Below are 25,052 nucleotides of genomic sequence, written 5' to 3' on the forward strand. Positions count from 1 at the left end.
AATATGAGTGATAAAAAATAAATGTAATAAAAAAAAGAATGCCTCCCGTTTTTTTAATTGCGTTTATCCTCTCCCCAAAGTAGCTTATTTCGCAACGTTTTGATAAAACTTTGTTGTGGGAATTCCACCAAATTAATGGTAAATGGCGCTTTGGTAATCGTTACTTCTGTTTCGTTGTTCACCGCTTGTGTATTGCTGTCAACCGATAATAAAAACTGACTTTCTCTAGCGTTTACTTTTAGTTTGATTGTTAGATTGTCGCGTATCACTAATGGTCTTACATTGAGATTGTGGGGAGCCAAAGGCGTTAGCACAAAACACCCCGTCTCTGGTTCAATTATCGGACCACCACAGCTCAAAGAATATCCCGTAGAACCCGAAGGGGTCGAGATAATCAATCCATCCGCCCAATAGGTGGCTAAATATTCGTTGTCTAAATACGTTTCTACTGTGATCATTGATGTCGTGTTCTTTCTAGAAACCGTAATGTCATTCAGCGCAAAATTGATGTCGAAATTCGAATTTGACGCCGGATCACAAGCAATGTTAAGCAAGGCTCTGCGCGATAATTTGTAGGTGTGCGTAAACAAATGAGGTAAATGCTCCTCGATGTTGTCTTCCTGAACATTAGCCAAGAACCCCAAACGACCCGCATTAATCCCCACGATGGGAATGTTTTTGTCTTTGACGAAATTTGCAGCGCGTAACATAGTACCATCTCCACCAATACTGATGAAAAAATTGACGTCTAACGGTAATTCATTCGCCTCGCCGAACGTCTGGTAAGTCGTTGGCAAAATGTTTTTTTCGTTTAAGAGATCATAAAAATTACGCTCAAAAATAATAGTTGGCGCATACGCTTCGAAAACGTTTAAAAGACGATGAACGATTTGTTGTACTATTGTTTTATTGGTTTGCCCGTAAATTGCAAATTTCATGCTATATGTTTAAAAATTTGTTTAGATAATTAGAGTGATCCATGAGTTTGTTTTGATGCAAATCTTCGTCGTGTTGAGAGATTATCGTAAAATCAAAACGTCGTAAGTCATAAATAATTGTCTCTATGTTTTTTTGTGTCAAGCGCAAAAGAAGTTGGGTTTTGTTTTCGTGCGTACTCAAAACAAGGATGCCCAATAGTTTATTGTTATTGCTTTCGACGATTTGCGTAATGTTGGCAAAGCTGCAAGCAACGGTATTCGTCTCGATGATTACTGTAGTGCCGGTTTCCGTCAAAAAAGTGCTTTCTTGCAAATAAACCATCAAAGCCGCTTTGGGCAACTGCCCTAGTAGGTGTTGATCTTCGTCTACAACAGGTAGTAGATTACATTTGTTTTGAATAAAAGTGTCTGCAATTTTAGCTAAACCATCCGTCGTCTTGACAAAGAAGGGTTCTGCCTGATAAAGTAGCGTTGCTAGGGTTTGAGCTTCATCAGCGTCATAGAGCAACGCAGACGCAAGATTGCCCATCCACCGTTGGTCTGCATCAACAATGGGAAGATGAGAATAATCCTGCTCGTCCAAAAAGGCAATAACCTCCGCCACCTCGGTTGAAGGGGTGAAGGCAGGTAGGTGAAGTAGTAAACTGTCTATCGTTGTCAAAATCGCTTCAATTGAATTGTGACTGCAAAATAATTAAAAATAAACCAATAAGCCTTAATTATACTTTGTATTTTTGTTTTTTAATATCTTAATTATGACAAAGCTATCTGTAAATATCAATAAAATTGCTACCTTAAGGAATTCAAGAGGAGGTAATGTACCTAATTTAATAAAAGTAGCTGAAGATGTTCAAAAATTCGGAGCAGCAGGGGTAACGATTCACCCTCGTCCAGATGAACGACATATTCGCTATCAAGATGCCAGAGATTTAGTGCAGGTTGTGTATACAGAATACAATATTGAAGGGAATCCGATGGATAACTTTTTAAAATTAGTTTTTGAATGCAAACCTACGCAAGTGACTTTAGTGCCTGATGCTGTGGATGCGTTGACTTCTAATGCAGGATGGAATACTGTGAAACACAAAGATTTCTTGACTGAAGTAATTCAAGAGTGTAAAATACAAGGAATTCGCACCTCTATTTTTGTAGATCCCGTGCTGGAGATGATCGAAGGAGCAAAAATTGTCGGTACAGATCGCATAGAGTTGTACACGGAAGAATTTGCTACGCAATATGGATTGGGAAATGAAAAGGGCATTGAACCTTATATTCGCGCAGCTGAATTGGCTGTAGCCTTAGATTTGGGAATTAATGCAGGGCACGATTTGAGTTTGGACAATATCGCTTTTTTCAAGGCGAATATACCCAATTTACTAGAAGTGTCTATTGGACATGCACTCATCGCTGAATCGCTGTATTTAGGATTGGAAAATGTAGTTAATATGTATATTCAAAAATTGAGTTAATGGAGGAGATTTTATATTCAAAAATTGAAGGAGAAGGCGGTAAGCCGATGATTGTCTTGCACGGTTATTTCGGTATGTCAGACAACTGGAATACTTTCGGTAAGCAAATGGTAGAAAAGGGGTATGAAATGCATTTGCTGGATTTGAGAAATCACGGGCGAAGTTTTCACTCCGACGCTTGGTCTTATGAAGTAATGGTTCAAGATGTCATTCGCTATATGGATCATTACAATATCACAGAAGCAATTGTCTTAGGACATTCTATGGGAGGGAAAGTTGCCATGCATTTGGCCACAAAATTTCCCAATCGCGTAGAAAAGTTGATAGTGGCAGATATTGCGCCTCGCGCTTATGCACCTCATCATCAAGATATCCTAGAAGCGTTGAATGCTGTGGATTTCTCTCAAAAACCTTCGAGAAAAGAAGTCGATGATCGCATTAGTACCTATATTAACGATGTTGGAACTAAACAGTTTTTGTTGAAAAGCTTGTACTGGAAAGAACCAGATCAATTGGCATTCCGCTTTAATTTGGAGGTGTTTAACAAAGACGAACAAGTCGTTGGAGAAGGGATAGCCGAAGATGCACGCTATGACAAACCAACATTGTTTATTCGTGGAGGAGCGTCAAAGTATATTCAAGAAAAAGACGAAGCGAGTATTGCACTACACTTCCCACAGGCTGTTATTGATACAATCCCCAATGCAGGACATTGGTTGCATGCGGAAAACCCCAAATTGTTTTTCGAGAAAGTTTTGGACTTTCTCTCTTAACTTGCTCAAGGAGCAATAGCGATAAAAGTTCAACCATACAAAGAGGGTGTCCCAAAAGGACACCCTCTTTGTATGGTATATAACGCAACTTTTTCTTTGATTAATTCTTCTTGCAAGTAAAACGAATGTTAGACTCCGATCGCGCGGATTTGGCAATCCATGCCTTTAGCTATTCCGACAGCGCGGATTACTATTTTTTTACAATCGTTTTGTTCTATTCAGGTTCTGCACGAATACGCTACAAAACTATATCAGTAGGAATTAACCTGAATGACCGCCTTCCGTGTTTTTCCATTATTTGTAAAAAAAAAGCACAAATGGGTTTGTTTTTCCTTCTATATACAAGACAAACAGTTGTTATTCAGTTGTTTATTTGGTTTTGTTTTGCTTTTGTTCGGGTCTTCTTCGGTAAACCTTTGTATTTACGGGGGTTTAACCCCGATTTACCGAAGCTGACTCGAACATGACTCGAACAAAACCCAACCCGTTACCGATGTACTGCAAGAAACTAAACACTTCTTTTTCGTCTAAATCATGGAAAAACAATAATCTGCCCGATCGGGAGTCCGCGCGATCGGGACAAACAATAAAAAACCCCGTCTAAAAAAGGTGGGATTTTGTCTTTTAAGCTTTTAAGACAGCCTCTTTTTGTATGTTATAAAACGGGACTTTCTCATGTCCCATCCTGAAATAATGGTACACAACTGCAACAGAAGTAGGATAATTCACTATTGCTTGATCGGTGTAGTCGTTGAGGTTTGTTCAATTTTATTTAGATTGATTAAATCAATGGCAAAATATGGGGGTGAGTAAGGATGAAAAACTTTTATTTTTAAATGAAATGCTTGTTTTTATGTGAATAATTATATTTTGATTGTTAAATTTTCTTTTTAATTGATATTTCATTTTGTTTATTTTTTTTGAGCTCTTGTTATTTAGTTTATTTTAACTTAATTTAGGCGGCTTTGAGAATGCCTCTTATCAAGTCAAAGGGAAGGTCTCAGGTAGAATCCTTTTTTTAATAACAAACCTTATTATACTCAATTATGAAACAGAACTACGTCTTCCTACTCGGTATTTTTTTGCTATTAAGTACTTCCGTTTATGCGCAATACTATAAAAATCATCATATTGCTCCTGCACCTTGGCAGTATTGGAGTACAGCGAATCAAATTGTAATTGGTACACTGTCATCAGATCCTGTAAATGTGACATTGAAAAAGAGCGATGGGACGAATTTGACAACTTTAACGGTTACAGTTAATAATCCGGTTACTTATCGCTTTGCTGGAGAGGCAAATACGCTGACTAGAAATGTGTTAGATACAACGTATGATGACCGGGGATTATTGGTCGAGGCGAGTGAACCTGTTTTAGTAAACCTTCGAAATATAGCTTCGGATGCTTCCGTGGGTTGGACTTCCTTAGGGGTTGAGAACATAAAGGGAAACGCTTCTCTAGTTAGTTTTGGGGAAGAAGGATTAGGAGTAGAATTTCGCTTGGGCTACTACAGACAGAGTACGCAAGGACTTTATTCCAATGCACCAGTATATTCCGTATTGGCTACGGAAGACGAAACTGAAGTTGAAGTGGAACAAGCAACGGGTGTGACTACCTTTACCTTAGAAGCTGGACAAAGTCGATTGTTTAAAGCGCCATTAGGAGCCTATTTAAAATCCAATAAATCCGTAGTTGTCAATGTGGGAAACTGGGGTGATACACCGGGCTTATGTGGTCCAGGGGGAATTAATGGTCAAGATGGAACCTTTGATCAAATTGCACCAGTTCACATGTTAGGTAATCGATATTTGGTTGTACGTGGAGAGGGAACCATTCCCAATACAACACAACGCAATCAGTTTCTGGGATCTGAACAAAGCTTAATCGTCTCAACAAAAGACAATACTACTGTAACCATTTCGAGCTTTAACGCACAGGGTGCAGCAACAGGAGCTCCTATTACTCAAGTCTTGGCCAACGCAGGGGATTACTATTCATTCTATCACGGAGATGGAATAAATGCCAATTCTTCGAGCTTGATCGTTTCGGATAATGAAGTCATTGTATACGCTGGAACAGCTGTAGAATGCGAAACAGATATTTCTACCGTATTGCCAATTGGCGGGTGTGCGGGATCAATTAATATTCAAACGACAAAATTTGTCAATTACAACAATGGCGGACTGCCTTATATGGGATTTGCCATTATTGAACATCAAACAGAGGTTGTTTATCTCAATGAACAAAATATAGAAACACTGACCAACAGAACACGTACTCCTCTCGGAAATAGTGGACTCTACATGATTACATTTGATCGCACGTCTATCGGAAACCCTGAAAATATTATTTTGCGCTCTGACTTGCCGTTAACCGCTAGTTTGGTTCAGCAAGGAGACGGGTTTTCCATGTCCGCTTTTTTCTCCTCTTTTGGGCAAGCTGCACAAGTACCTGTCGAGGTGAAACAAAATGAAAATTGTACCGTGCGATTAGAATCAACAGAGGATTCTATCGAGTATGAGTGGTTCTTAAACGGAGAACTAATAGAAGTGACAACAGAGAATTTTCTGGATGTGGCAACAAGTGGTTTGTATTCGGTGAGAATAAAAAAAGATTGTGGTTGGAGTAATCGTTCTTTGCCCTTGGATGTAATCGTTAAACCTTGTACTGACTTATCTATTACCAAAGCGGTGAAATCACAAGAAGATGGTTTTGCAATTTTTGTAATTACGGTCAAAAACTTAGATGAAATTTTTACAGATCCTCAGGTAATGATGACGGATTTATTGCCTTCTGGATACGAGTTTGTAAGTTATACTGCTGATAAAGGAACCTACGATGCTGCAACAGGAGAGTGGACAATTGGCGCACTTGCTCCTCAAGAGGAAGTGCGTATCGAAATTAAAGTAAAAATCAAAGAAGCAGGCGAGTACCTCAATAAGGCTACAGTAAAAGGAGATAATATAGACCCTCATCCAGACAACAATGAAGCACAAGCAATCGTCGCTTTAGGTAAATTGGCCTTTACTAAAAAAGTAGTTGATCGCGAATACAACCGCATTGGCGACAAGATTGAATACGAAATCCTAGTGGAGAATATTGGAGAAACAATCGTTACTAATATCGTGCTTACGGATGAAAATGCGGATGCTGCCTCCTTGAGCCCTTCGCGTATTGCTGAATTAAAACCTGGAGAATCTCAAGTCGTTGTGGCTTATCACACCATTACAGTCGAAGATTTTAGAGCTAAACACGTGATTAATCAAGCGAAACTCGTAGCGCAAACCTCAAGTGGTGCAATGGAACAAGTATCGGATGACCCAACAACACCAGAGCGCAATGATCCTACTATTGCTACTATTTTGTATCAAGCCGATTTGCACGCAACTAAAGATGATGGTATTGCTTACTATATCCCTGGACAAGAAACGACCTACACTATCACAGTAGAGAATAAAGGACCAGGATCAGCTGTAAATGTAGAAGTGGTTGACTATATGCCTGTGGGGGTACAACAAATGCGATGGTCTAGCTCTCTTGGAACTACAGGTGCTGGAGATTTGATCGATACGCTATCGCTTTTAGATGTTGGAGATACCGTAACCTATGAAGTGACGTTGACTATTCCGTTAGAACACACCCAGGCGTTTATCAATGTAGTGAGTGTAGAGGCTGCTGATAATGAGGATCCTGTGGAGGCTTGTGATACTTGTATGGACATCAACTACCAAAAAGTATTTATACCGAAGGGAATCTCACCAAATGGCGATGGGTTAAACGACTTTTTGGACTTGACTAACTACAATGTTGAGCGTTTGAAAATATACAATCGCTTAGGTAAATTAGTGTACAAAGCAGGAAAATATCAGAAAGAATGGTATGGACAATCTGAGTCAGGAAACAAGTTGCTTCCATCCGGAACGTATTTTTACGTGATGGAAAACATTTTAAATGATACCTATACGGGTTGGATTTACCTGATATATTAGAATCGTCTTTTTATATTTTTAGTTTATAGTTCAACAGAGCTGCTTTCCCTTGGGAAGGCAGCTTTTTTTATTTTGTCTTCACAAGATGTAAAGGGTTATTAAAAAAATAAAAGGCGTATGCTCAAAAGAAAGAGAGAGACTAAATATATGGTGATAATATTGTGTGATTTTTGTATATTTTTTTAAAAAAAGAGTAGAATTGTTTCTAATTGATGTTTTTTGTTGTTAAAGTGTGTATTAAAAATTTGTCAAATTATTATATATTTTTATATTTACTAGATAAGAAATAAAATAATAGTTAATTATGATAAAAAAGGTATTGTCATTATCCCTTCTAACTTTAATTACCGCCTCTACCTATGCAGGGGGTTACAGAGTTAGTATGCAAGGAAACAGACAGCTTGCGATGGGACATGCTGGAGTAGCTGTTATTAGTAGTGGTGCAGAATCACTATTTTTTAATCCTGCAGCATCGGTTTATCTGGACGATAAGTTCAATTTCTCTGCGGGGATGAACTATTTGGTCGCAGATACCAAGTTTCAAAATGAAACATATGGTTGGGAAAATGAAACGCGTAACCCAGGGACGCCCTTTTACCTCTACGGGACCTATAAGGCAACGGATTGGTTAACGGTTGGTTTAGCTGTTTATACGCCTTATGGAAGTGCAGTTGATTGGGATCGCGATTGGCAAGGATCACATTTGGTCAATAATATCGATCTAAAAGCTTTTTATTTTCAGCCGACTATCGCTGTTAAAGTAAGTAAGCATTTTAGTTTTGGTGGAGGACCTATTTTTGTCAATGGTGGCGTTACCTTTGATCGAAACGTTTCTCGCAGTATGACCAATGAAGAGGGCAAGAGAACAAGCGTAGAAATTGAAGCCAAAAATGTTACCGCTTGGGGATGGACAGCTGGATATCTCGTAAATGTCGATGACCATCTGCGCTTAGGGATGAACTACCGCTCTGAAATTATCATGAAAGAAAATAGTGGGAAAGCGCGTTTTTCCAATGCGCCAGCTTTTGGAAGTGCGATGTTTAAAGACGGCAAAATTAAAGCTGAAATGCCATTGCCTGCTGAGTTAACCGTTGGTGCTTCTTACTCTTGGGATAAATGGGTGCTTGCTTTCGACTACAACAGAACGTTTTGGAAAGTTTACGACGCTTTAGTAATTGACTTTGTTAATAGCCCATTAGGAACATCGGTAAACTCGAGAAATTATAAAGATTCGAGTACCTATCGCCTAGGAGCACAATATGCGGTAAACGATCAACTGACACTTAGAGCAGGATGGTATTACGATGAAAGCCCTGTACAAGAAGGGTATTTCGCACCAGAAACGCCAAGAAACGACTCCCGTGCCTATACTGGAGGATTGACGTATAAATTTAAAAACGGTATTGGCGTGGATCTAGTATTCTCTTACTTGCATTTTAGCGATACGCATAATTCATATGATTACTACCACGAAGATGGGCAAAATGTTTCCTTTGGAGGAACCTATAAATCTGCAGTAACTAGTGGAGGAATTGGTGTAACTTATAGTTTTTAATGATTAAATTGAATTAAGATGAAAAGAAAATATTTATATATCGCACCTCTTTTAGCTTTTTTAGTTGCTGCCTGTGAGCCTTCTATTAAAGATGAAATTAACTCAGGGACGTATTATGCTGGAGAAGCGGACTTCTCCTCTTATGTGGCTATAGGAAACTCATTGACTGCGGGCTATATGGATGGAACGCTTTACCGCTCGGCACAAAAGAATTCCTTTCCTAATATTTTAGCTCAACAATTTAAAATTGTCGGTGGCGGTGATTTTACACAACCTCCTTTAGATGACGATGCTAACGATGTAGGAGGAATGTTAGTGGCCGGTAGCCCGCTTCCAGGATTCGATACCAAACTGGTGATGAATATGTCAACCAGTAGTCCAGAAAATAAAAAAGGAACAGTAACCTTAGACGTTGCCAATAGAAGCCAAAAAGCCTATCACAATGCGGGAGTACCTGGAGCAAAAACCTTTCATTTACTCGCACCTGGTTATGGAAGCCTAAGTAATTTAACCCAAGGTAAGGCCAATCCCTACTTTGTGCGTACAGCAACTTCGGACGAAACAACCGTGATGGCAGATGTAATGACGTTACAACCGACCTTTTTTACCAACTGGATTGGAGCAAATGACGTTTTAGCTTATGCTACATCTGGTGGTGAAGGTTTAGATCAAAATGAAGAAGCAACAGGAACAGATCTTACCCAATACGGCGGGAATGACATTACCCATGTAGGGGTGTTTAAGATGGCGTATGAAGGAATTGTCAATACCTTGACAACCGGCGGAGCAAAAGGAGTAGTAGCTACTGTTCCCGATGTTACAACCATTCCATTCTTTACAACCGTACCCTATAATCCTATCACTGCGGATGCTGTAGTGAAGCCAGGACAAAATCCAGATGAGGTTTTTGGTCAAATCAATATGTTAGTTGGAATGTTCAAAGAAATCTTAGGACAGTTTGGTCAAGGCGATCGCTTGCAATTATTGGATAAAAATAAGCCAAATCCACTGTTGATTCAAGATAAAACCTTAGTTAACCTAGAACCTCAAATCGCAGCGACAATCAAGTTTTTAATTGCATCAGGAAAATTTCCGTTTGCACTGTCAGACCAAGAAATTGGATTTATTGCTAAAAGCTATGGTCAAGCGAGACACGCGACAGCGAAAGACTTAATGTTGTTGACGAGTAGAGCGCAAATTGGCGCGACTTTTACAACAGGTAATCCAGCAATGGACGCTATGTTAATCAAGGGAATTACGTTTCCAATTGAAGATAAATTTGTGTTGAATCCAGTAGAACAACAAAAAGTACAAACGGCTACAATCGCCTTCAATTCTATTATCCGTGGAATAGCAGAGGAAAAAGGATTGGCAGTAGCCGATATGAATGAATTGTTACACAAAGCAGTTAGTGGCTTGAGAGTAGAAGACGGACAAATTTATACCGCTGATTACTTTAAAGGAATGGGCAACCTAAATACAGTGCTTTTTTCATTAGATGGAGTACATTTGAATGCCAGAGGGTATGCTTTTATCGCTGCTGAAATCTTACGCGTGATTAACAGACACTATAAGTCAAATATTCCATTAGTGAATCCTGCTGTATATCCAGGACCAACCTTAGTAGTACAGAATTAAAAAAGAAAATAGATGAGTTTTATCGTTCGATTATTAGTTACAACAGCCTTAGTTGTTTTCCTTTGTTGGCTGTTGCCAGGAGTCCACGTTGAAGGGTGGACCTCTGCCCTGTGGGTAGCTGTAGTGATGGGATTGTTGAATGTGTTCTTACGACCTATTCTGGTCTTTATGACACTGCCAGCAACGATCATTACCTTAGGGCTTTTCCTATTCGTTATCAATGCCATCATCATTATGCTTAGCGCTTATTTTGTCGGTGGATTTTATGTAGACGGATTTTGGTATGCCTTATTATTCAGCTTGATCCTGTCTTTTTGTCAATCCATTGTAAATGGGATTCTCTTAAAAGGGGAACCGAGAAACGGGTGAAAAATTTAATAGTTGAAATACAAACACTTAAAAAGTTGGATGGGTTGTAAAAATAATTTATTTTTGCAACCCAATTTTATATGTAAATACATCAAAAAATGAATATTACAAGAAATAATGTAGATGCTCTTAATGCAATTGTTACTATTGAACTTGCAAAAGAAGATTACCAAGGTAATGTAGATACTGTGTTATCTAACTACAAAAAGAACGCCAATGTTCCTGGATTTAGAAAAGGTGCTGTACCTATGAGTTTAATTCAAAAACAATATGGAAAATCAGTATTGTTCGAAGAAGTAAACAAAATTTTGCAAGAGAAATTGAACAATTATCTTGTAGATGAAAAATTAGATATTTTAGGAAATCCTCTACCAGTAATGAATGAGAACTTTGACTGGGATGCTGATGTATTAAAATTTGATTTCGAATTAGGTTTGGCTCCTGAGTTTTCTTTAGACTTAGAAGCAAAAACAAATGTTACTAAATTCAACATCGTTGCTGATGAGGCGATGTTAGATGAGCAAGTAGAGTATATCCAAAAACAATACGGAAAATTAATCTCTAAAGAAGCAGTTGAAGAAACTTCTGAATTAGTAGGTACTTTCGTAAACGAAGAAGAAGGAATCAACAAAGAGGTAACAATCGCTGTTACTGATTTCAGAACAAAAACAAACCAAAAGAAATTCTTAAACAAAAAAGTTGGTGACCAAGTTACAGTAAACACAAAAGGTTTATTCGAAGACGATCACAAATTAATGGATGTTTTAGGAATCGATCACGATGCAGTTCACGGATTAGAAGTTGATGTTGTATTTACAATTAACGAAATCAACGAGTCTGAAAAGGCAGAATTAAACCAAGAACTTTTCGATAAATTATTCGGTAAAGACGTTGTTACTTCAGTAGAACAATTGAAAGAAAAAATCAAAGAAGACGCTGAAAAACAATTCGCTTCTCAAGCAGATCAAAAATACTTAAACGATGTTTTTGAGTTCTTGTTAGAAACAACTTCTTTTGAATTACCTGCTACATTCTTGAAAAAATGGTTAATGACAGCTGGTGAAACTCCAATGTCTGCTGAACAAGCAGCTGAAGAGTACGAAAAATCTGAAAAAGGATTGCGTTACCAATTGATCGAAGGAAAAGTAATGACGCAATATGAGTTACAATTAACGTTTGAAGATATTAAAGCTTACACAACTAAATTGATCAGAGAGCAATTGGCTCAATTCGGTCAAGCGGATGCTGATGATAAAACAGTTGAAGATATCGTTGCTCGCGTAATGTCAAACCAAGATGAGGTAAGACGTATTTCTGAACAAGCAATGAATGAAAAAATGTTGGCTTTATTCAATGAGAAAGTAAAAGCAACAGTGAAAGAAATTTCTTACAAAGATTTCGTTAAGGAAATGTACGGAGAATAATTCTTTCCTGAAAAATAAGTATATTTGAGCGTCTATTTGAATGAATAGACGCTTATTTTTTTAATCATAAAAGCAATAGTTTATGGACTACGGAAAAGAATTTCAAAAATATGCGACCAAGCATCACGGTATAAATAGTATGTATTACGATAAAATCGTAAGTAGTATGACTCCTTACATCATTGAAGAACGCCAAATGAATGTGGCTTCAATGGATGTTTTTTCTCGTTTGATGATGGATCGTATCATCTTTTTAGGAACGGCAATTGACGATTATGTAGCAAACATTATTCAAGCACAATTGTTGTTTTTATCAAGTGTTGATAGTGATAAGGATATCAGTATTTATGTAAATTCACCAGGAGGTGGGGTATATGCAGGATTAGGTATTTACGATACTATGCAGTTTATTAAACCAGATGTTGCTACGATCTGTACGGGTATGGCTGCTTCTATGGGGGCTGTATTGCTTTGTGCAGGTGCAGACGGAAAACGTTCTGCTTTGCCACATTCGCGTGTAATGATTCACCAACCACTAGGTGGAGCACAAGGACAAGCCTCTGATATTGAAATTACAGCAAGAGAAATTTTAAAATTAAAAGACGAATTGTATCAAATCATATCGAAACACTCCGGTCAACCGATGGAAAAAGTACATCACGACAGTGATCGAGACTACTGGATGATTGCCGAGGAAGCTAAAGCTTACGGTATGATCGATGAGATTCTAATTAGAGAATAATTTATGGCTAAAGAAGAGATGAGATGTTCCTTTTGTGGACGTCCAAAATCAGAAACCAATATTCTTATAGCGGGTATTGATGCTCATATCTGTGATCGTTGTGTGGATCAAGCCTATGGTATTGTACTGGAAGAAGAAGATGCAAAACATTTAGAAGGCCTTTCCAATGAGTTGTTGTTGAAAAAACCAATGGAAATCCGCGCCTTTTTGGATGAATATGTTATCGGTCAGGATCAAACCAAAAAAGTAATGTCCGTTGCGGTGTATAATCACTACAAGCGTTTATTACAAGAAATGAATGGTGAAGATGAAGATATTGAAATTGAAAAGAGCAATATCTTGATGGTAGGCCAAACGGGAACAGGTAAAACATTGGTAGCTAAAACAATTGCAAAAATGTTGAATGTACCCTTGGCTATTGTCGATGCAACTGTATTAACAGAGGCGGGATACGTAGGAGAAGATGTAGAGGGTATTTTGACTAAGTTGTTGCAAGCCGCAGATTACGATGTAGAAAAAGCGGAACGCGGGATTATTTTTATTGATGAAATCGATAAAATTGCCCGTAAAAGTGACAACCCTTCCATTACGCGTGACGTGTCTGGAGAAGGGGTACAACAAGCCTTGCTAAAACTTTTAGAAGGAAGTATTGTCAACGTACCACCTAAAGGAGGACGTAAACACCCAGACCAAAAGTTTATTGAAGTGAATACCAAAAATATTCTCTTTATAGCGGGTGGTGCTTTTGATGGTATCGAACGTATTATCTCTAAACGCTTGAATTTCCAAGCTGTAGGGTATAGTTCAATTAAAGAAGGTGAAAAAGTAGATCGCACCAACTTGATGCAGTATATTATTCCAAAAGATGTCAAAGACTTTGGTTTAATTCCTGAGATCATTGGTCGTTTACCTGTGTTAACCTATATGAATCCTCTGGATAAAGAAACGTTGCGCGCCATCCTTACGGAGCCTAAAAACGCACTAATTAAGCAGTATGAGAAATTGTTCGAAATGGACAATATCGCGTTCTCTATTACAGATGAAGCTTTAGATTATATAGTAGATAAAGCCTTATCTTACAAATTAGGGGCTAGGGGATTGCGCTCGCTTTGTGAGGCGATCCTAACTGACGCGATGTATGAGTTACCTAGTAAAGAAGATGTGACGGAATTAGTCGTAGATTTGGCTTATACCGAACAGGCATTGAATAAAAACTTAATGCAACGATTGGAAGCAGCTAGCTAAACCATCGAAGCAAAGGAACATACAAGTATAAAAAAATCCTACAGCCCAATGCTGTAGGATTTTTTTATGCCTGTTAGGTTGAGGTATTTTACTTACGTGCATCTAGTTCTTCCTGCGGTATTGCCAATTGAAAGCGCTTGTCTTGAGCAGGGAGAGAAATAGGAGTTCGGTGATTTCCTGAACGCGTAATGCCTCTCAGCAAACGCTTGGCATCAAACCACTCCACGCCACATTCGCCATACAATTCTTTTCTTCTCTCCAGTAAGATTGCCTCCAGTACAGCTGACCCTGTGCTTGTTGTTACTGCTGCTTCCTTGTCGCGATTCTGGCGTAGGAGGTCGAGTGTCTTTTTTGCTTGAGTTTCATCCCCTAGGTGATAGTCTGCTTCAGCTTCGATCAAGATTAATTCCGGATATCGAATCACGGGTAAATCGGCTTCAAAAGTGAATGTAAACTTCGAGGTTACATAAGCTTGCCAATCACCTGCTGGTTTTTCATAGAAGTTAGAAAAGAGGTTGCGGACATCTGTCGGACTAAATTGTTTGACAAAATTATCGTTGATAAATGTGCCGTGATAAGCTACAGCAACGTGATCCATCATCGCATGTGGATGGGAGCGATAATATACGGTTTGATCTGCACTTTGAGGCAAAGCCCATAACCATTCTTTAGCGCTCATAGCATCAAAGCCAGCCGCGTATTCTTCTGGATGTAAAACGCTTTGCGGTTGACCGCCATAAGCCAAAACAGCGTTTTTCTTGGCGAGTTCCCATTGCCCTGTGTATTGATATACCTGGGCTAAAAAGGCCTGAACAACCGCTTGATTGATATAAGATTTATTGATTCTCTTTTCGTTCAAGCGTTGGGATGCGTCTTCTAAATCTCTTATAATGCGATCGAAAAATTCCTCCTTAGTCGAAAAGGGATTAGGGGTTGTAGTGGGTTGAGTATAAATAGGAGGAAAGGCGATATTTTGTTTGGATGCATAGGCATCTCCAAATTCAATTGCTAGCTGAAAATAGTAGTATCCGCGTAGGGCTAGCGCTTGTCCTATTAACTCATTTTTGTCTGAAGGATTGATTTTTGTACTCGCTTCAACCCCTTGGATAAAGTTGTTTACCTGATCGATAATCTTATAAGGCAAACGCCAGGAGAATTTGGATCGCGTGCCTGTACTTAAATACACCTGATAGTCATAATCATCTCCAAACCAGATTTGCTTTTGTATTAAGTCGGCTCCTTTTACACTTCGCGCAAATAAGATACTGTGTAAACCAGAGGCCTCATCGTTGATTAGAGAGGTGCGCTGAAGGCGTAGGATTCCTGATAGAAAAGAAGTGGCTCCTTCTTTACTGCCAAAAACGATATCGGGAGAAATGCTGTCTTTGGGTTGTGGTTCGTCTAAGAAGTCCGAAGAACAGCTAATTGTAAGGCTCAGTACAAATAACAGGACAATACGTTTTATATATAATTTTTTCACTTGTTTGCTTTTTAGAAATTAATAGTTAAACCAGCAGATAAGGTAGCGGATAAGGGAACGCGATAATTAGTTACCCCGTTGATGGCTTGTTCAGGGTCAATGCCCTTATGTGATTGAAAGGTTAGTAAATTTTCCCCTTGAATATAAACACGGGCTTGTTTTAGCTTTAATTTGCCCAATTGTTCGATTGGTAGGGTGTACCCAATTGTCAGCGCCTTTAATCGCGCGTAGTCATTTTTATATAAAAAACGCGTGGAGGTCGCTGCAAAATTGTTCGACGAATTTAGGAGGATAGGTATATTAGTATTATCTCCAGGTTTTTGCCAACGGTCAGCAATATCGGGCGAACTTTGGTATCCTTTAGAAATACCGCCTAGCAAGCTGGCGTAATCGCCGTCGTAGATGTATCCACCTAAACTAAAAGAAAAGAATGCGCTAAAGTCGAAGTTCTTGTAGGATAAGCTAGTATTAAATCCTCCAACTATCTTAGGTAAGGCTGATTGGTTGTAGTAACGCGTAGCTTCATCGTAGTCTTTGGTAGTTTCTCTGCCCGTGACGCGACCATTGGCATCAACTACATCTTTATACCACAGGCCATAGCCGTCGTTGGGGTCCACACCAGCCCATTCTCTTAGGTAAAAGTCATATAAGGAACGACCTTTTTCCCAACGGTTTAATCCACTGATAAAACTGTCTTGTGTTAGGGAGGTTACCTTATTTCTGTCGATAGAGAAATTTAAAGACACATCCCAATTCCACTCTGGCTTGCGGATAATATGTGTAGTTACACTCACTTCTAAGCCGTAGTTTTCTACTGTACCTGCATTGGATAGTATTTCTAAGTTTCCAGTAGAAGACGCTTGTGGAATAGCGAACAACAAGTCAATAGACCGCTTTTTGTAGTAGTCGATCGATCCTTCCACGCGATTGTTGAACAAGCTGAAATCTATCCCAGCATTGAAGGAGGCTGTTTTTTCCCAGCTTAGCAAGGGATCCGCTAAATCTCCTAAAATAACACCAGGATTGTCTAGTTGGTTGTACCCTGTTTCAAATAAACGCAAATATGGAAAATAGTTGTCTTTTAGATTGTTATTTCCTAATTCACCATAAGAAACCCTTAATTTAAGCAGATCGATATAAGGGCTGTCAGCTAGAAAATCCTCTGATGAGGCAATCCAAGATCCTCCTATAGAAAAGAAATTGCCTGCTCGCACATCTTTGTGAAAACGCGTACTTGAATCTCGTCTGAAAGAACCTTCAGCGAAGTATTTGTTGTTGTAGTCGTAGCTAAGTCGGCCTAAATAACTTGTCAGTCGATCTTCTACGGTATAGCCATTGATGTTCTCTAGCGAAGTACCGCTACCAATTTCTGAATTTCCCGGTAAGTAGCCCGTGGCAGAGGCATTGAAAAAATCCTTTTTAAATTGGTACGCCTCTATGATTCCGTCTGCAGCAAGATGGTGATTGCCAAAAGTTTTATCATAGTGTAACGCATTGATGAAGTTGAGTGTTTCAGCGGTGTCTTTGGTTTTGTTTACTCTCCCTTTTACACTAGAGGCTTGACCGTATTGTGAATTGTTATACGCTTTGATGTCCAAGTCGTACTTCTCATAGGATAGATTAGATTTAAAGTAAAGACCCTCCGCGAGATCAATTTTTGCGAAACCATTCCACGTAATGCTACTCCTGCGGTTTACTGTTTGGTTGTTGTATAGAATTCCCACAGCATTTTCGCCACTCATAATTGGTCGTACACTATTGGGATCTTTACTCGAAGCGTTGCCATAATCATAGATAGATTGGCCTTGCGGATCATAGGCGATTTGCCCTGTAGCATCTCTTTTGTATACAGGGTAGACACTTGGCATTGTGTAAATCCAATTCATAGGGCTATATAAATCTGTACCGCTTTGAGTTGGGAAGTTTTGATTGGAAACGGCATAGGCGGTGTTAGCACCTAGTTGTAACCAATCTGTCAGTTGACTTTCTAGGTTTAGTCGTACGGTTGTACGTTCAAAGTTTGCGGTTTTAATTCTTCCATCTTGGTTGAGGTAGTTTCCTGCCAAGAAATAGGTGGTTCGATCACTTCCTCCTGTAACATTAAAATTGTATTCTTTTCTAAACGCTTGGTTGCGTTCTAATTCTCTTTTCCAATCTGTTTCCCATAGCAGGGGTTCCTTTACGGTCCAATTGCCGTTATAATCAATAGGCTGATCGGTTCCGAAAGGGTTGTATCCAAAGTAGCTTACAAGGCCATCTGAGGCATTTTGACGGGCTGTACGTTCATCTTGTCCGATGACATACTGATAATTGTTCTTTCTGCCTTCCCATAAATAACTTGTATAATCTTGAGTGTTGAGCACTTTATGGGTTTTTACTGCATCAAAAGCTACACCTGTACTTAGGTTGATGCTTACAGCAGGTTCTGCATTGCGCTTGCCCATTTTTGTTTTGATTAAGATGACACCATTAGCTCCTCGAGAGCCGTAAAGTGCGGTAGAAGATGCATCTTTTAAAACGTTGATCGTCTCAATTTGATCTGCACTAATGGCATTGATATTCCCCATAAAAGGAGCGCCATCCAGAATGATCAAGGGATCAGCAGCGGCGTTGATCGATCCAATTCCGCGCACGCGAATAGTTGGATTTTCACCAGGTTGAGCGCTGGAATTGACGATGTTAACTCCCGATACGGTTCCTTGCAAAGCCGTAACTACTGATGTCGCCACCTGTTTTTCCAATACATCGCTCTTTACTTGACTTATTGCTCCTACAATTGCCTTTTGTTTTTGAGCGCCATAGGCGACAATTACGATGTTTTCTAAGCTGACTACATCTTCGTGTAGGGTGATGTCGATTTGACGCTTTACACCTACTGAAAGTGACTGAGATTTGAACCCTACATACTCATACTGTAAGATATCTTCTGGGGAAACTTCTATCGAATAGTGTCCGTTAAAATCTGTTTGAACCCCCTTAGTGGTGTTTTTAATAGTAACTAACACACCGGGAAGTGACTCTCCGTTGGATTCACTTACTGTTCCTGTTACCTTTACCTGTTGTGCTAATGCTATATTACACAACAAGAGCAAGCTACCAATGAGTAGCCGAAGTTTACATTTTTTCATTATTACTAAAAATTTTATTATTTTTAGCAGCAAACACATGACTATCGTTTTTTTGCTGCTATAAAAAACGATACAAAAAAAAGGAGGCTGTACGAAAGCCTCCTTTTTTGTTTTAAAACAAAAAATGCAGAAAGCTTTCCTTTATGGAATATCCATTTTCGACATTGCTGACATAGCAAAATCAGTCCATTGAATCGACAGGGTATATTGACTTAGAAAAGGGCTTACTGTTTTTTTCATTTCATTATTTTTTTTGTGATTGGAAATCAACAGTGCAAATGTAAGTAGTAGTTTTTTTGTCTGCAATACTTATTGAAATAAGGAAAAAATATCTTTGTATTGGTTGTATTTAAGTGTAAAACAATTAAAAGAACAGGCGAAAAGTGAACAATTAGAAAAAATGACTAGAAGGAGGGGGTAAACTGTGTTTTGTAGTTTTCGTTTTAGGGCAAAAAAAAAGTTCCAAGTATTAACTTGAAACTTTTTGTACTCGAGGCGGGACTTGAACCCGCACGAACATTACTGTTCACTGGATTTTAAGTCCAGCGTGTCTACCACTTCCACCACTCGAGCCTCTGCTCACCAGTATTAGAACTGTTTTGCGAGTGCAAAGATAGAATAAAAATAGAGCTTGACAATAAAAAAATAAAAAAAAAGCTATTATTTTTTACCTTCTATTTTTAGTTGTTGACTATCAGTATTTTGATAATTTTATTTTTTTTTGAAAAGTATTAATCTCCGGGTAAATCTCCAAAGATATCAAGTGAAAAGTCGAGTGTTTCTGCGGCAACAAAATTTTGAACTACTTCTTCAATTCCGTTTTCAAAGCGCAATTCCGTATTAAATCGGCGACTTGTTCCATAGGTATTGCCGTCAATGACGATTTTAAAATAAAACTTACCACTAGGTGTTTTAAATCGGATACTCTCTACTGAGGCGAAATTGTTCTTTAAGAAATCGATTGTTTCATATACTTCGTCTTTGGTTGAGTGCTCTTGGCTGGTTAATAGGGTTCGTCCTCTACGGTGTTCAAAAGTGAACTTATAGGTTTCATTTTCTTTCTGGCTAATAACGATTGCGCTCATAATAAAAATGTAATAAATTCAATGCTTATATAGGTTGGTGCTCTTGGGTGTTATAGGGGGTATTGGTCACTACAGAGCAAAAAAAAATCCTAAGCGTTAACTTAGGACTTTTGTACTCGAGGCGGGACTTGAACCCGCACGAACATTACTGTTCACTGGATTTTAAGTCCAGCGTGTCTACCACTTCCACCACTCGAGCGTAAATAAATTTACTTGAGCGAAAAACGGGGTTCGAACCCGCGACCTCAACCTTGGCAAGGTTGCGCTCTACCAACTGAGCTATTTTCGCGAATTTTTGTATGATCGTGCATTACTTCCGTATTGCGAGTGCAAATATAGAATAGAAAAAATTGTTTTGCAAGCTTTTTTAGATATAAAAGTATGAGTCTTTCGTTTTGGATTGATAATGAAAGCCTTGGCTTTTTATTTTTTTGTTGAATTTCAATCATAATCACAGTACGTTCTCCTCCTCACTCTCCAATAAAAGGAATTATAGCGGGTAAATCGGCTGAGCAATAAGGAAAGAAATAATAGGTGTTTACTAAAATTAAGTTAAAAATTTAAGATTATTCCTAATGGTAGTTTGGATATTAATTACTAAATTGATGGTGTTTTGCTCTCTTTGTGTACGACTAATGAATTATAAAGTTAAAACAATGCGCTTTACCTATGTGTCTTTATGATAGTTTCAATTAATTAGAAAAATATGAATATCACTACTAACCAAACTATTTCTTTTGATAAAAAGGAAAAAAAAGCAAGGGGACTACACTTGTTCTTCTTGTTTGTTATTTGTTTTTGGGGACAAGTATCTTTTGCCCAGTTTCCCGCACCCTATTGTGATGTGGACGCAATAATGGTAGAGGAAATCACCAAAATTCAGTTTGCTGGATTGACCATTGTCAATACCAATGATGAGGATTTATTGCTTAATCACACCGCTAGAGTGGCTAACGTAACCCCTGGTCAATCCTACACCATTCAAGTTGAAGGAAATACGTATGGAGACTTTAATGAACTGATTGCCTTTATTGATTGGAATCAAAATGGGGTGTTAAATGATGCGGGTGAAGTCTTTTACCTTGGCGAGCTTGATGGATCTGATGGGTCGGACGGTCAACATGTTTCCTTTAGCATTCCTATTCCAGCTACGGCTTTAGCTGGGCAAACTCGTATTCGAGTTACCAAAACATGGACAGATCCCGAGTATGATGTTGCCCTTATTGAGGATCCCTGTTCCATAAGTATTTACGATTATTACTTTGAGGAAACTGGACTTTCTTATGGTCAGGCCATTGACTTTACTTTAAATATTGGCGATGGTACTACTCCTCCTGAAACATCAGAGGGCTGTGAAATTGGGATAACCTTGACCTTTCCCGAATATGGTGATGTTACTACTTGGTCATTATTAGATGCTGATGGGGTTGTTGTTCTCAGCGGTGGACCTTATGAAGAGGGGGAAGATTTTTCAATCACAGCTTCCTATTATGGCACCAATCATCCGTATGCATTGGAAATTGAAATTGATGATAGTTTCCTTGGATTTTGTGATAATGAAGTGCAATACGCTATTACTATAGGTGACGTTGAAGATCAGTCAGGAACAGTATCGGCTTGTGAAGAAGTTGTTACTGAAAACATAGTATTAGGTTCTTGTCCTCCAGGTTGTTTAAAGCCGAGTATGTTGAGTAAAACTAATATTACCCCTACGGGATTCACTCTTACTTGGATGAGTGGTGGTAATCAGTTTGAGATAGAGTATGGACCTGAGGGTTTTGTACAAGGAAGCACTGAGGGAACTGTTATTTCAGCTGTTGAAACGACTTCCTATACCTTTTCGGATTTGGACCATGATACAGCGTATGAGTTTTATGTACGTCGCATTTGTTCGGAGGAAGAAGGTGATCAAAGCCCATGGGCAGGTCCATTGACTTTTGACGAAATACTAACTACCCGATCGCCTTGGCATGAAAACTTTCAAGCGAGTGAAACTTATCCTTTAGGATGGGGGGCTATCAATAATTCGCCTTGGTTTTTTGAAGAATATGATACAGATCACCAAAGAAGTATGGGCGTGTATTTGTATGATTTTTCAATTTTTGGTAATTATTTAAAAGCAGAATTCAAAACGATTACCGTTGGACCTATTCGCACAGGAGATGTGTTTTCATTTAACTATCTTATGCTGGATGGCTTAGAAAATCCCGCTTTTGACGAATTAGGAAAAATGGATGTTCAGCTGTCCACAGATTTTGGTACGTCTTATTCAACTATAGGATCGATTCTTAGTAATGGAGAAGCAGGGTGGCAAAACTTTTCTTTTGAACTCGATGAGTATGTAGGACTTTACGTGACTATAAAGATTACAGCTAAAATTCAGGAGGTCTTTGAAGATCTGTTTGTTCTTGTAGATGATTTTGATATTTCGAGTGCTTTTACTTGTATGGAGATTGAGGAAGCTGAAATAGAAGGAGGAGGAAGTGTTGAAATACAATTGAATATTACATCTGAAGCAACTGAATTTGTTGTCGAATATGGTCCCGCAGGATTTGAATTAGGAGAAGGAACAACCGTAAATAATGTTGGATCAAGTTATGAATTTACGGATTTAGAGGAGGATACGGAATACGAGGTTTATGTGCATGCTTTGCCTTGTGGCGATTGGTATGGTCCTGTGGCTTTTTCAACGCAACCTTTGAGGTCACAAGTGATCACTGCAGCAGATGTGACCAAAACCTATGGTGATTTACCTTTTGAGCACGGGACTTCTGATAGTGAATTAGCCTTGACCTATGTTGTTGCTGATGAAACAGTAGCTAAATTTGAGCATAATACCTTTGTCATTAAAGGGGTTGGAACAACTACAGTAACCGCTAGTCAAGCTGGTAATCACCAGTTTTTACCTGCTGAGGATGTGACGTTTACCCTAACTGTAACAAAAGCAATGTTAACCGTCACTGCGGATAGTACTCTAAGTAAACAATTTAATGAGGTAGATCCTATTTTTACCTATACTGTTGGGGGATTACAATATGCAGATACACCGGATGTGATCACTGGATTGTTGAGTAGAGAAGTAGGAGAGGAACTGGGTACTTATGCCATTACACTAGGAACCTTGCAAGCTGAGCCTAATTACGATATTACCTATATAAGTGCTGATTTTACTATTAATGCGAAGGAATTAATCGTTCGGGCTAATGCAAGTCAAAAAGTGTATGGAGAAATAGATTCAGCTTTGACCTACCAAGTGATTGGTTTGGAAGGAGGAGTTGATGCAGCAACTGTTGTAACGGGAACGCCAAGCAGAGAGGCTGGTGAAAATGTGGGACGTTACACTATTGGTGTAGGAACGGTACAGCTTGTGGATGAGCATTACGTTATGGTGTTTGAAGAAAATCAATTCACAATCACCCCTGCTGTGTTGAGCTTGTATCCCGTGGCAGGGGTACAAAAAGTGTATGGGCAAGCGGATCCTGCTGTATTTGAATTTACGGTGACGGGATTCAAGTTTGACGATACTCGTGAATCTGTATTACAAGGGCTTTTAGGTAGAGCAATTGGTGAAAATGTAGGAGAATATCTATATCAAGCAGGAACCTTAACCACAACACAGGGGAATTATAGTTTTGTGATGGGCAACCAAGAAAAATTTAAAATTACGGCTGCTCCTATAGCAGTTGTGGTCCATGCCAATCAAAGTAAACGCTTTGGACAAGCTGATCCTGTATTTACTTATACCTTGGAAGGATTGCGTCTAGGGGATTATCCATCCAATGTAATGGTAGGCAATCTCGAGCGTGAACCGGGTGAAGACCTCGGCTTATATACCATTCATCAAGGGAGTTTAACATCGCGTCAGAATTATTATATCACTTCTTTTATCGGTGCAGATTTTGAAATTTTGCAAGGCCAAATTTCAGGTGTAACCTTGCCTTCTCAAACTTTTGTTTATGATGGAGAGGTAAAATCCTTAACCTTAGTAGGTGTGACGGATCCAGAGGCAATCATTACTTATGTCAACAATGATCAAGTAGATGTAGGAGTGTATCAGGTAACCGCGACAGTGGATTATGGTCCGGCATACCAACCTCTGTCTGTAGTGGGAACTTTAACCATTACAAAAGCAGATCAAGTGATTTCGTTCGGCAATGTATCGACGGTTGTGATTGAAGATACACCAACGCTTCAGCTTTATGCAATAAGCAATGTTGGATTGCCTATTTCTTATCGCATTGACAATGCCGCTGACCTTGAAGTAGCAACAGTAGAAGAAGATGGTTTGATGCGTTTCTTGAAACCAGGCGATGTAACAGTAACGGCTTCCCAAGATGGGAATGCGAATTACAATGCTGCTATACCTGTTTCTAGAACCATTGAGGTTACAAGTAGAGCGGTGGAAATTGAAAATCTACTGATCGACGGCATTTCTTATGGAACACCGGAACAAGAGATCTTTGTAGAGCTTAGTTGTGATACACAACAAGACCAAGTGATCATTGAAGTTCAGGTTGCGGAAGGTATGCAAGTTAGCCCATCGAAGTACATCGTTGTGCCTGTGAAAGAATACGGGTCTTACACACAAGAAATTACAGTAACTTCTTCTCGTGGAATTGAGCATAAAACCTATACTGTACACTTGGTGAAGCGCATAGGGACCGAATCTCTTATCTATCAGAAATACACGAATTTACTCTTGGTGAATAACAACAAAAACACCAATGGAGGGTATGTGTTTACGGCTTATGAGTGGTTTAAAAATGGCGAGTCAATTGGGAAAAAGCAAGCGTATTCTGCTGGTGAAAACTCAAGTGATGCGCTAGAAGCAGGAGCTGCGTATCACGTGGTGTTGACCTTGCATTCAGGGAAGCAAATGGTGAGTTGTCCGATTTATATCGAGAATAAAACCGAAGCAAATTGGGGTGTTTATCCAAATCCAGTACAAAAAAATCAACGTTTGTTTGTTCGCTTGGATGACGATCAACAACAAGCAGTTAGCTATAGTATGTACGACCTAAAAGGGCAAGTTATCCAAACAGGTGATTTTGTTGAGGGTACTGCGGAGAAGGGAATTCAAGTACCTGCTACAGTAGCAGCGGGATCTTATTTCCTAGTGCTCAAAGGAAATGGAAAACAAAAAAGCGTTCAGTTTATTGTGAAAGAATAAGTAAAGAAAAAATGCAAATAAAAAAAGGCTGTCTCAAAGAGACAGCC

15 protein-coding genes and 3 tRNA genes are annotated in these 25,052 nt (G+C 39.0%); 10 read left to right on the top strand and 8 right to left on the bottom strand.

What is annotated here, in order from left to right; all coding sequences use genetic code 11:
- Positions 1 to 53 precede the first annotated feature (53 nt).
- Both HX062_RS02255 and HX062_RS02260 read right to left on the bottom strand, forming a co-directional pair.
- Positions 54 to 938: an NAD kinase gene (locus tag HX062_RS02255; protein ID WP_182625579.1), complete on the bottom strand. Its 885-nt coding sequence runs from the start codon at positions 936 to 938 to the stop codon at positions 54 to 56.
- A gap of 1 nt (position 939) precedes the next feature.
- On the bottom strand, positions 940 to 1,599 hold the full coding sequence (locus tag HX062_RS02260) for a CBS domain-containing protein (protein WP_182625580.1): 660 nt from the start codon (positions 1,597 to 1,599) through the stop codon (positions 940 to 942).
- A gap of 94 nt (positions 1,600 to 1,693) precedes the next feature.
- Between HX062_RS02260 and HX062_RS02265 the strand changes: the two genes are divergently transcribed.
- From HX062_RS02265 to clpX, 9 genes are all read left to right on the top strand, one after another.
- Positions 1,694 to 2,407 carry a pyridoxine 5'-phosphate synthase gene (locus tag HX062_RS02265; RefSeq protein ID WP_182625581.1) on the top strand — a complete coding sequence of 238 codons (714 nt, stop codon included), beginning with the start codon at positions 1,694 to 1,696 and terminating at the stop codon, positions 2,405 to 2,407.
- Positions 2,407 to 3,180: an alpha/beta fold hydrolase gene (locus HX062_RS02270; protein WP_182625582.1), complete on the top strand. Its 774-nt coding sequence runs from the start codon at positions 2,407 to 2,409 to the stop codon at positions 3,178 to 3,180. Before HX062_RS02265 ends, HX062_RS02270 begins: the two co-directional genes overlap by 1 nt.
- Positions 3,181 to 4,226: 1,046 nt before the next feature.
- Positions 4,227 to 7,169, top strand: a complete 2,943-nt coding sequence (locus HX062_RS02275; RefSeq protein WP_286466241.1) for a T9SS type B sorting domain-containing protein — start codon at positions 4,227 to 4,229, stop codon at positions 7,167 to 7,169.
- A 304-nt stretch (positions 7,170 to 7,473) separates the two neighbouring features.
- Positions 7,474 to 8,724: an OmpP1/FadL family transporter gene (locus tag HX062_RS02280; protein ID WP_182625584.1), complete on the top strand. Its 1,251-nt coding sequence runs from the start codon at positions 7,474 to 7,476 to the stop codon at positions 8,722 to 8,724.
- Between the two features lie 18 nt (positions 8,725 to 8,742).
- Positions 8,743 to 10,362, top strand: coding sequence for an SGNH/GDSL hydrolase family protein (locus HX062_RS02285; protein ID WP_182625585.1), 1,620 nt, complete (start codon positions 8,743 to 8,745; stop codon positions 10,360 to 10,362).
- Positions 10,363 to 10,374: 12 nt separating this feature from the next.
- Positions 10,375 to 10,731, top strand: coding sequence for a phage holin family protein (locus HX062_RS02290; protein ID WP_182625586.1), 357 nt, complete (start codon positions 10,375 to 10,377; stop codon positions 10,729 to 10,731).
- A gap of 98 nt (positions 10,732 to 10,829) precedes the next feature.
- Positions 10,830 to 12,155, top strand: a complete 1,326-nt coding sequence (gene tig / locus HX062_RS02295; protein WP_182625587.1) for a trigger factor — start codon at positions 10,830 to 10,832, stop codon at positions 12,153 to 12,155.
- Between the two features lie 82 nt (positions 12,156 to 12,237).
- Positions 12,238 to 12,897, top strand: coding sequence for an ATP-dependent Clp endopeptidase proteolytic subunit ClpP (gene clpP / locus HX062_RS02300; protein WP_182625588.1), 660 nt, complete (start codon positions 12,238 to 12,240; stop codon positions 12,895 to 12,897).
- A gap of 3 nt (positions 12,898 to 12,900) precedes the next feature.
- Entirely contained in the window at positions 12,901 to 14,142 is a 1,242-nt protein-coding gene (gene clpX / locus HX062_RS02305; RefSeq protein ID WP_182625589.1) for an ATP-dependent Clp protease ATP-binding subunit ClpX, read from the top strand.
- A gap of 88 nt (positions 14,143 to 14,230) precedes the next feature.
- On the opposite strand, the gene HX062_RS02310 is transcribed toward clpX, so the two are convergent.
- The 6 genes from HX062_RS02310 to HX062_RS02335 all read right to left on the bottom strand — a co-directional run bounded on the left by HX062_RS02310 (position 14,231) and on the right by HX062_RS02335 (position 20,124).
- Entirely contained in the window at positions 14,231 to 15,622 is a 1,392-nt protein-coding gene (locus tag HX062_RS02310) for a RagB/SusD family nutrient uptake outer membrane protein (RefSeq protein ID WP_286466248.1), read from the bottom strand.
- Between the two features lie 11 nt (positions 15,623 to 15,633).
- Complete coding sequence (locus HX062_RS02315; RefSeq protein WP_286466249.1) at positions 15,634 to 18,750, bottom strand: SusC/RagA family TonB-linked outer membrane protein; 3,117 nt, start codon at positions 18,748 to 18,750, stop codon at positions 15,634 to 15,636.
- A gap of 487 nt (positions 18,751 to 19,237) precedes the next feature.
- Positions 19,238 to 19,323, bottom strand: a tRNA-Leu gene (locus tag HX062_RS02320).
- A 158-nt stretch (positions 19,324 to 19,481) separates the two neighbouring features.
- Positions 19,482 to 19,835, bottom strand: coding sequence for a hypothetical protein (locus tag HX062_RS02325; RefSeq protein WP_182625592.1), 354 nt, complete (start codon positions 19,833 to 19,835; stop codon positions 19,482 to 19,484).
- Positions 19,836 to 19,948: 113 nt separating this feature from the next.
- Positions 19,949 to 20,034 (bottom strand) — tRNA-Leu (locus HX062_RS02330).
- A gap of 17 nt (positions 20,035 to 20,051) precedes the next feature.
- Positions 20,052 to 20,124, bottom strand: a tRNA-Gly gene (locus tag HX062_RS02335).
- 417 nt (positions 20,125 to 20,541) lie between these two features.
- Here HX062_RS02335 and HX062_RS02340 point away from each other — a divergent pair.
- A complete protein-coding gene (locus tag HX062_RS02340; protein WP_286466251.1) occupies positions 20,542 to 25,005 on the top strand; it encodes an MBG domain-containing protein in 4,464 nt (1,487 codons plus the stop codon).
- The last annotated feature ends 47 nt before the right edge of the window (positions 25,006 to 25,052 follow it).

The sequence above is a fragment of the Myroides sp. DF42-4-2 genome (genome assembly GCF_030326445.1).
Lineage (GTDB): Bacteria > Bacteroidota > Bacteroidia > Flavobacteriales > Flavobacteriaceae > Flavobacterium.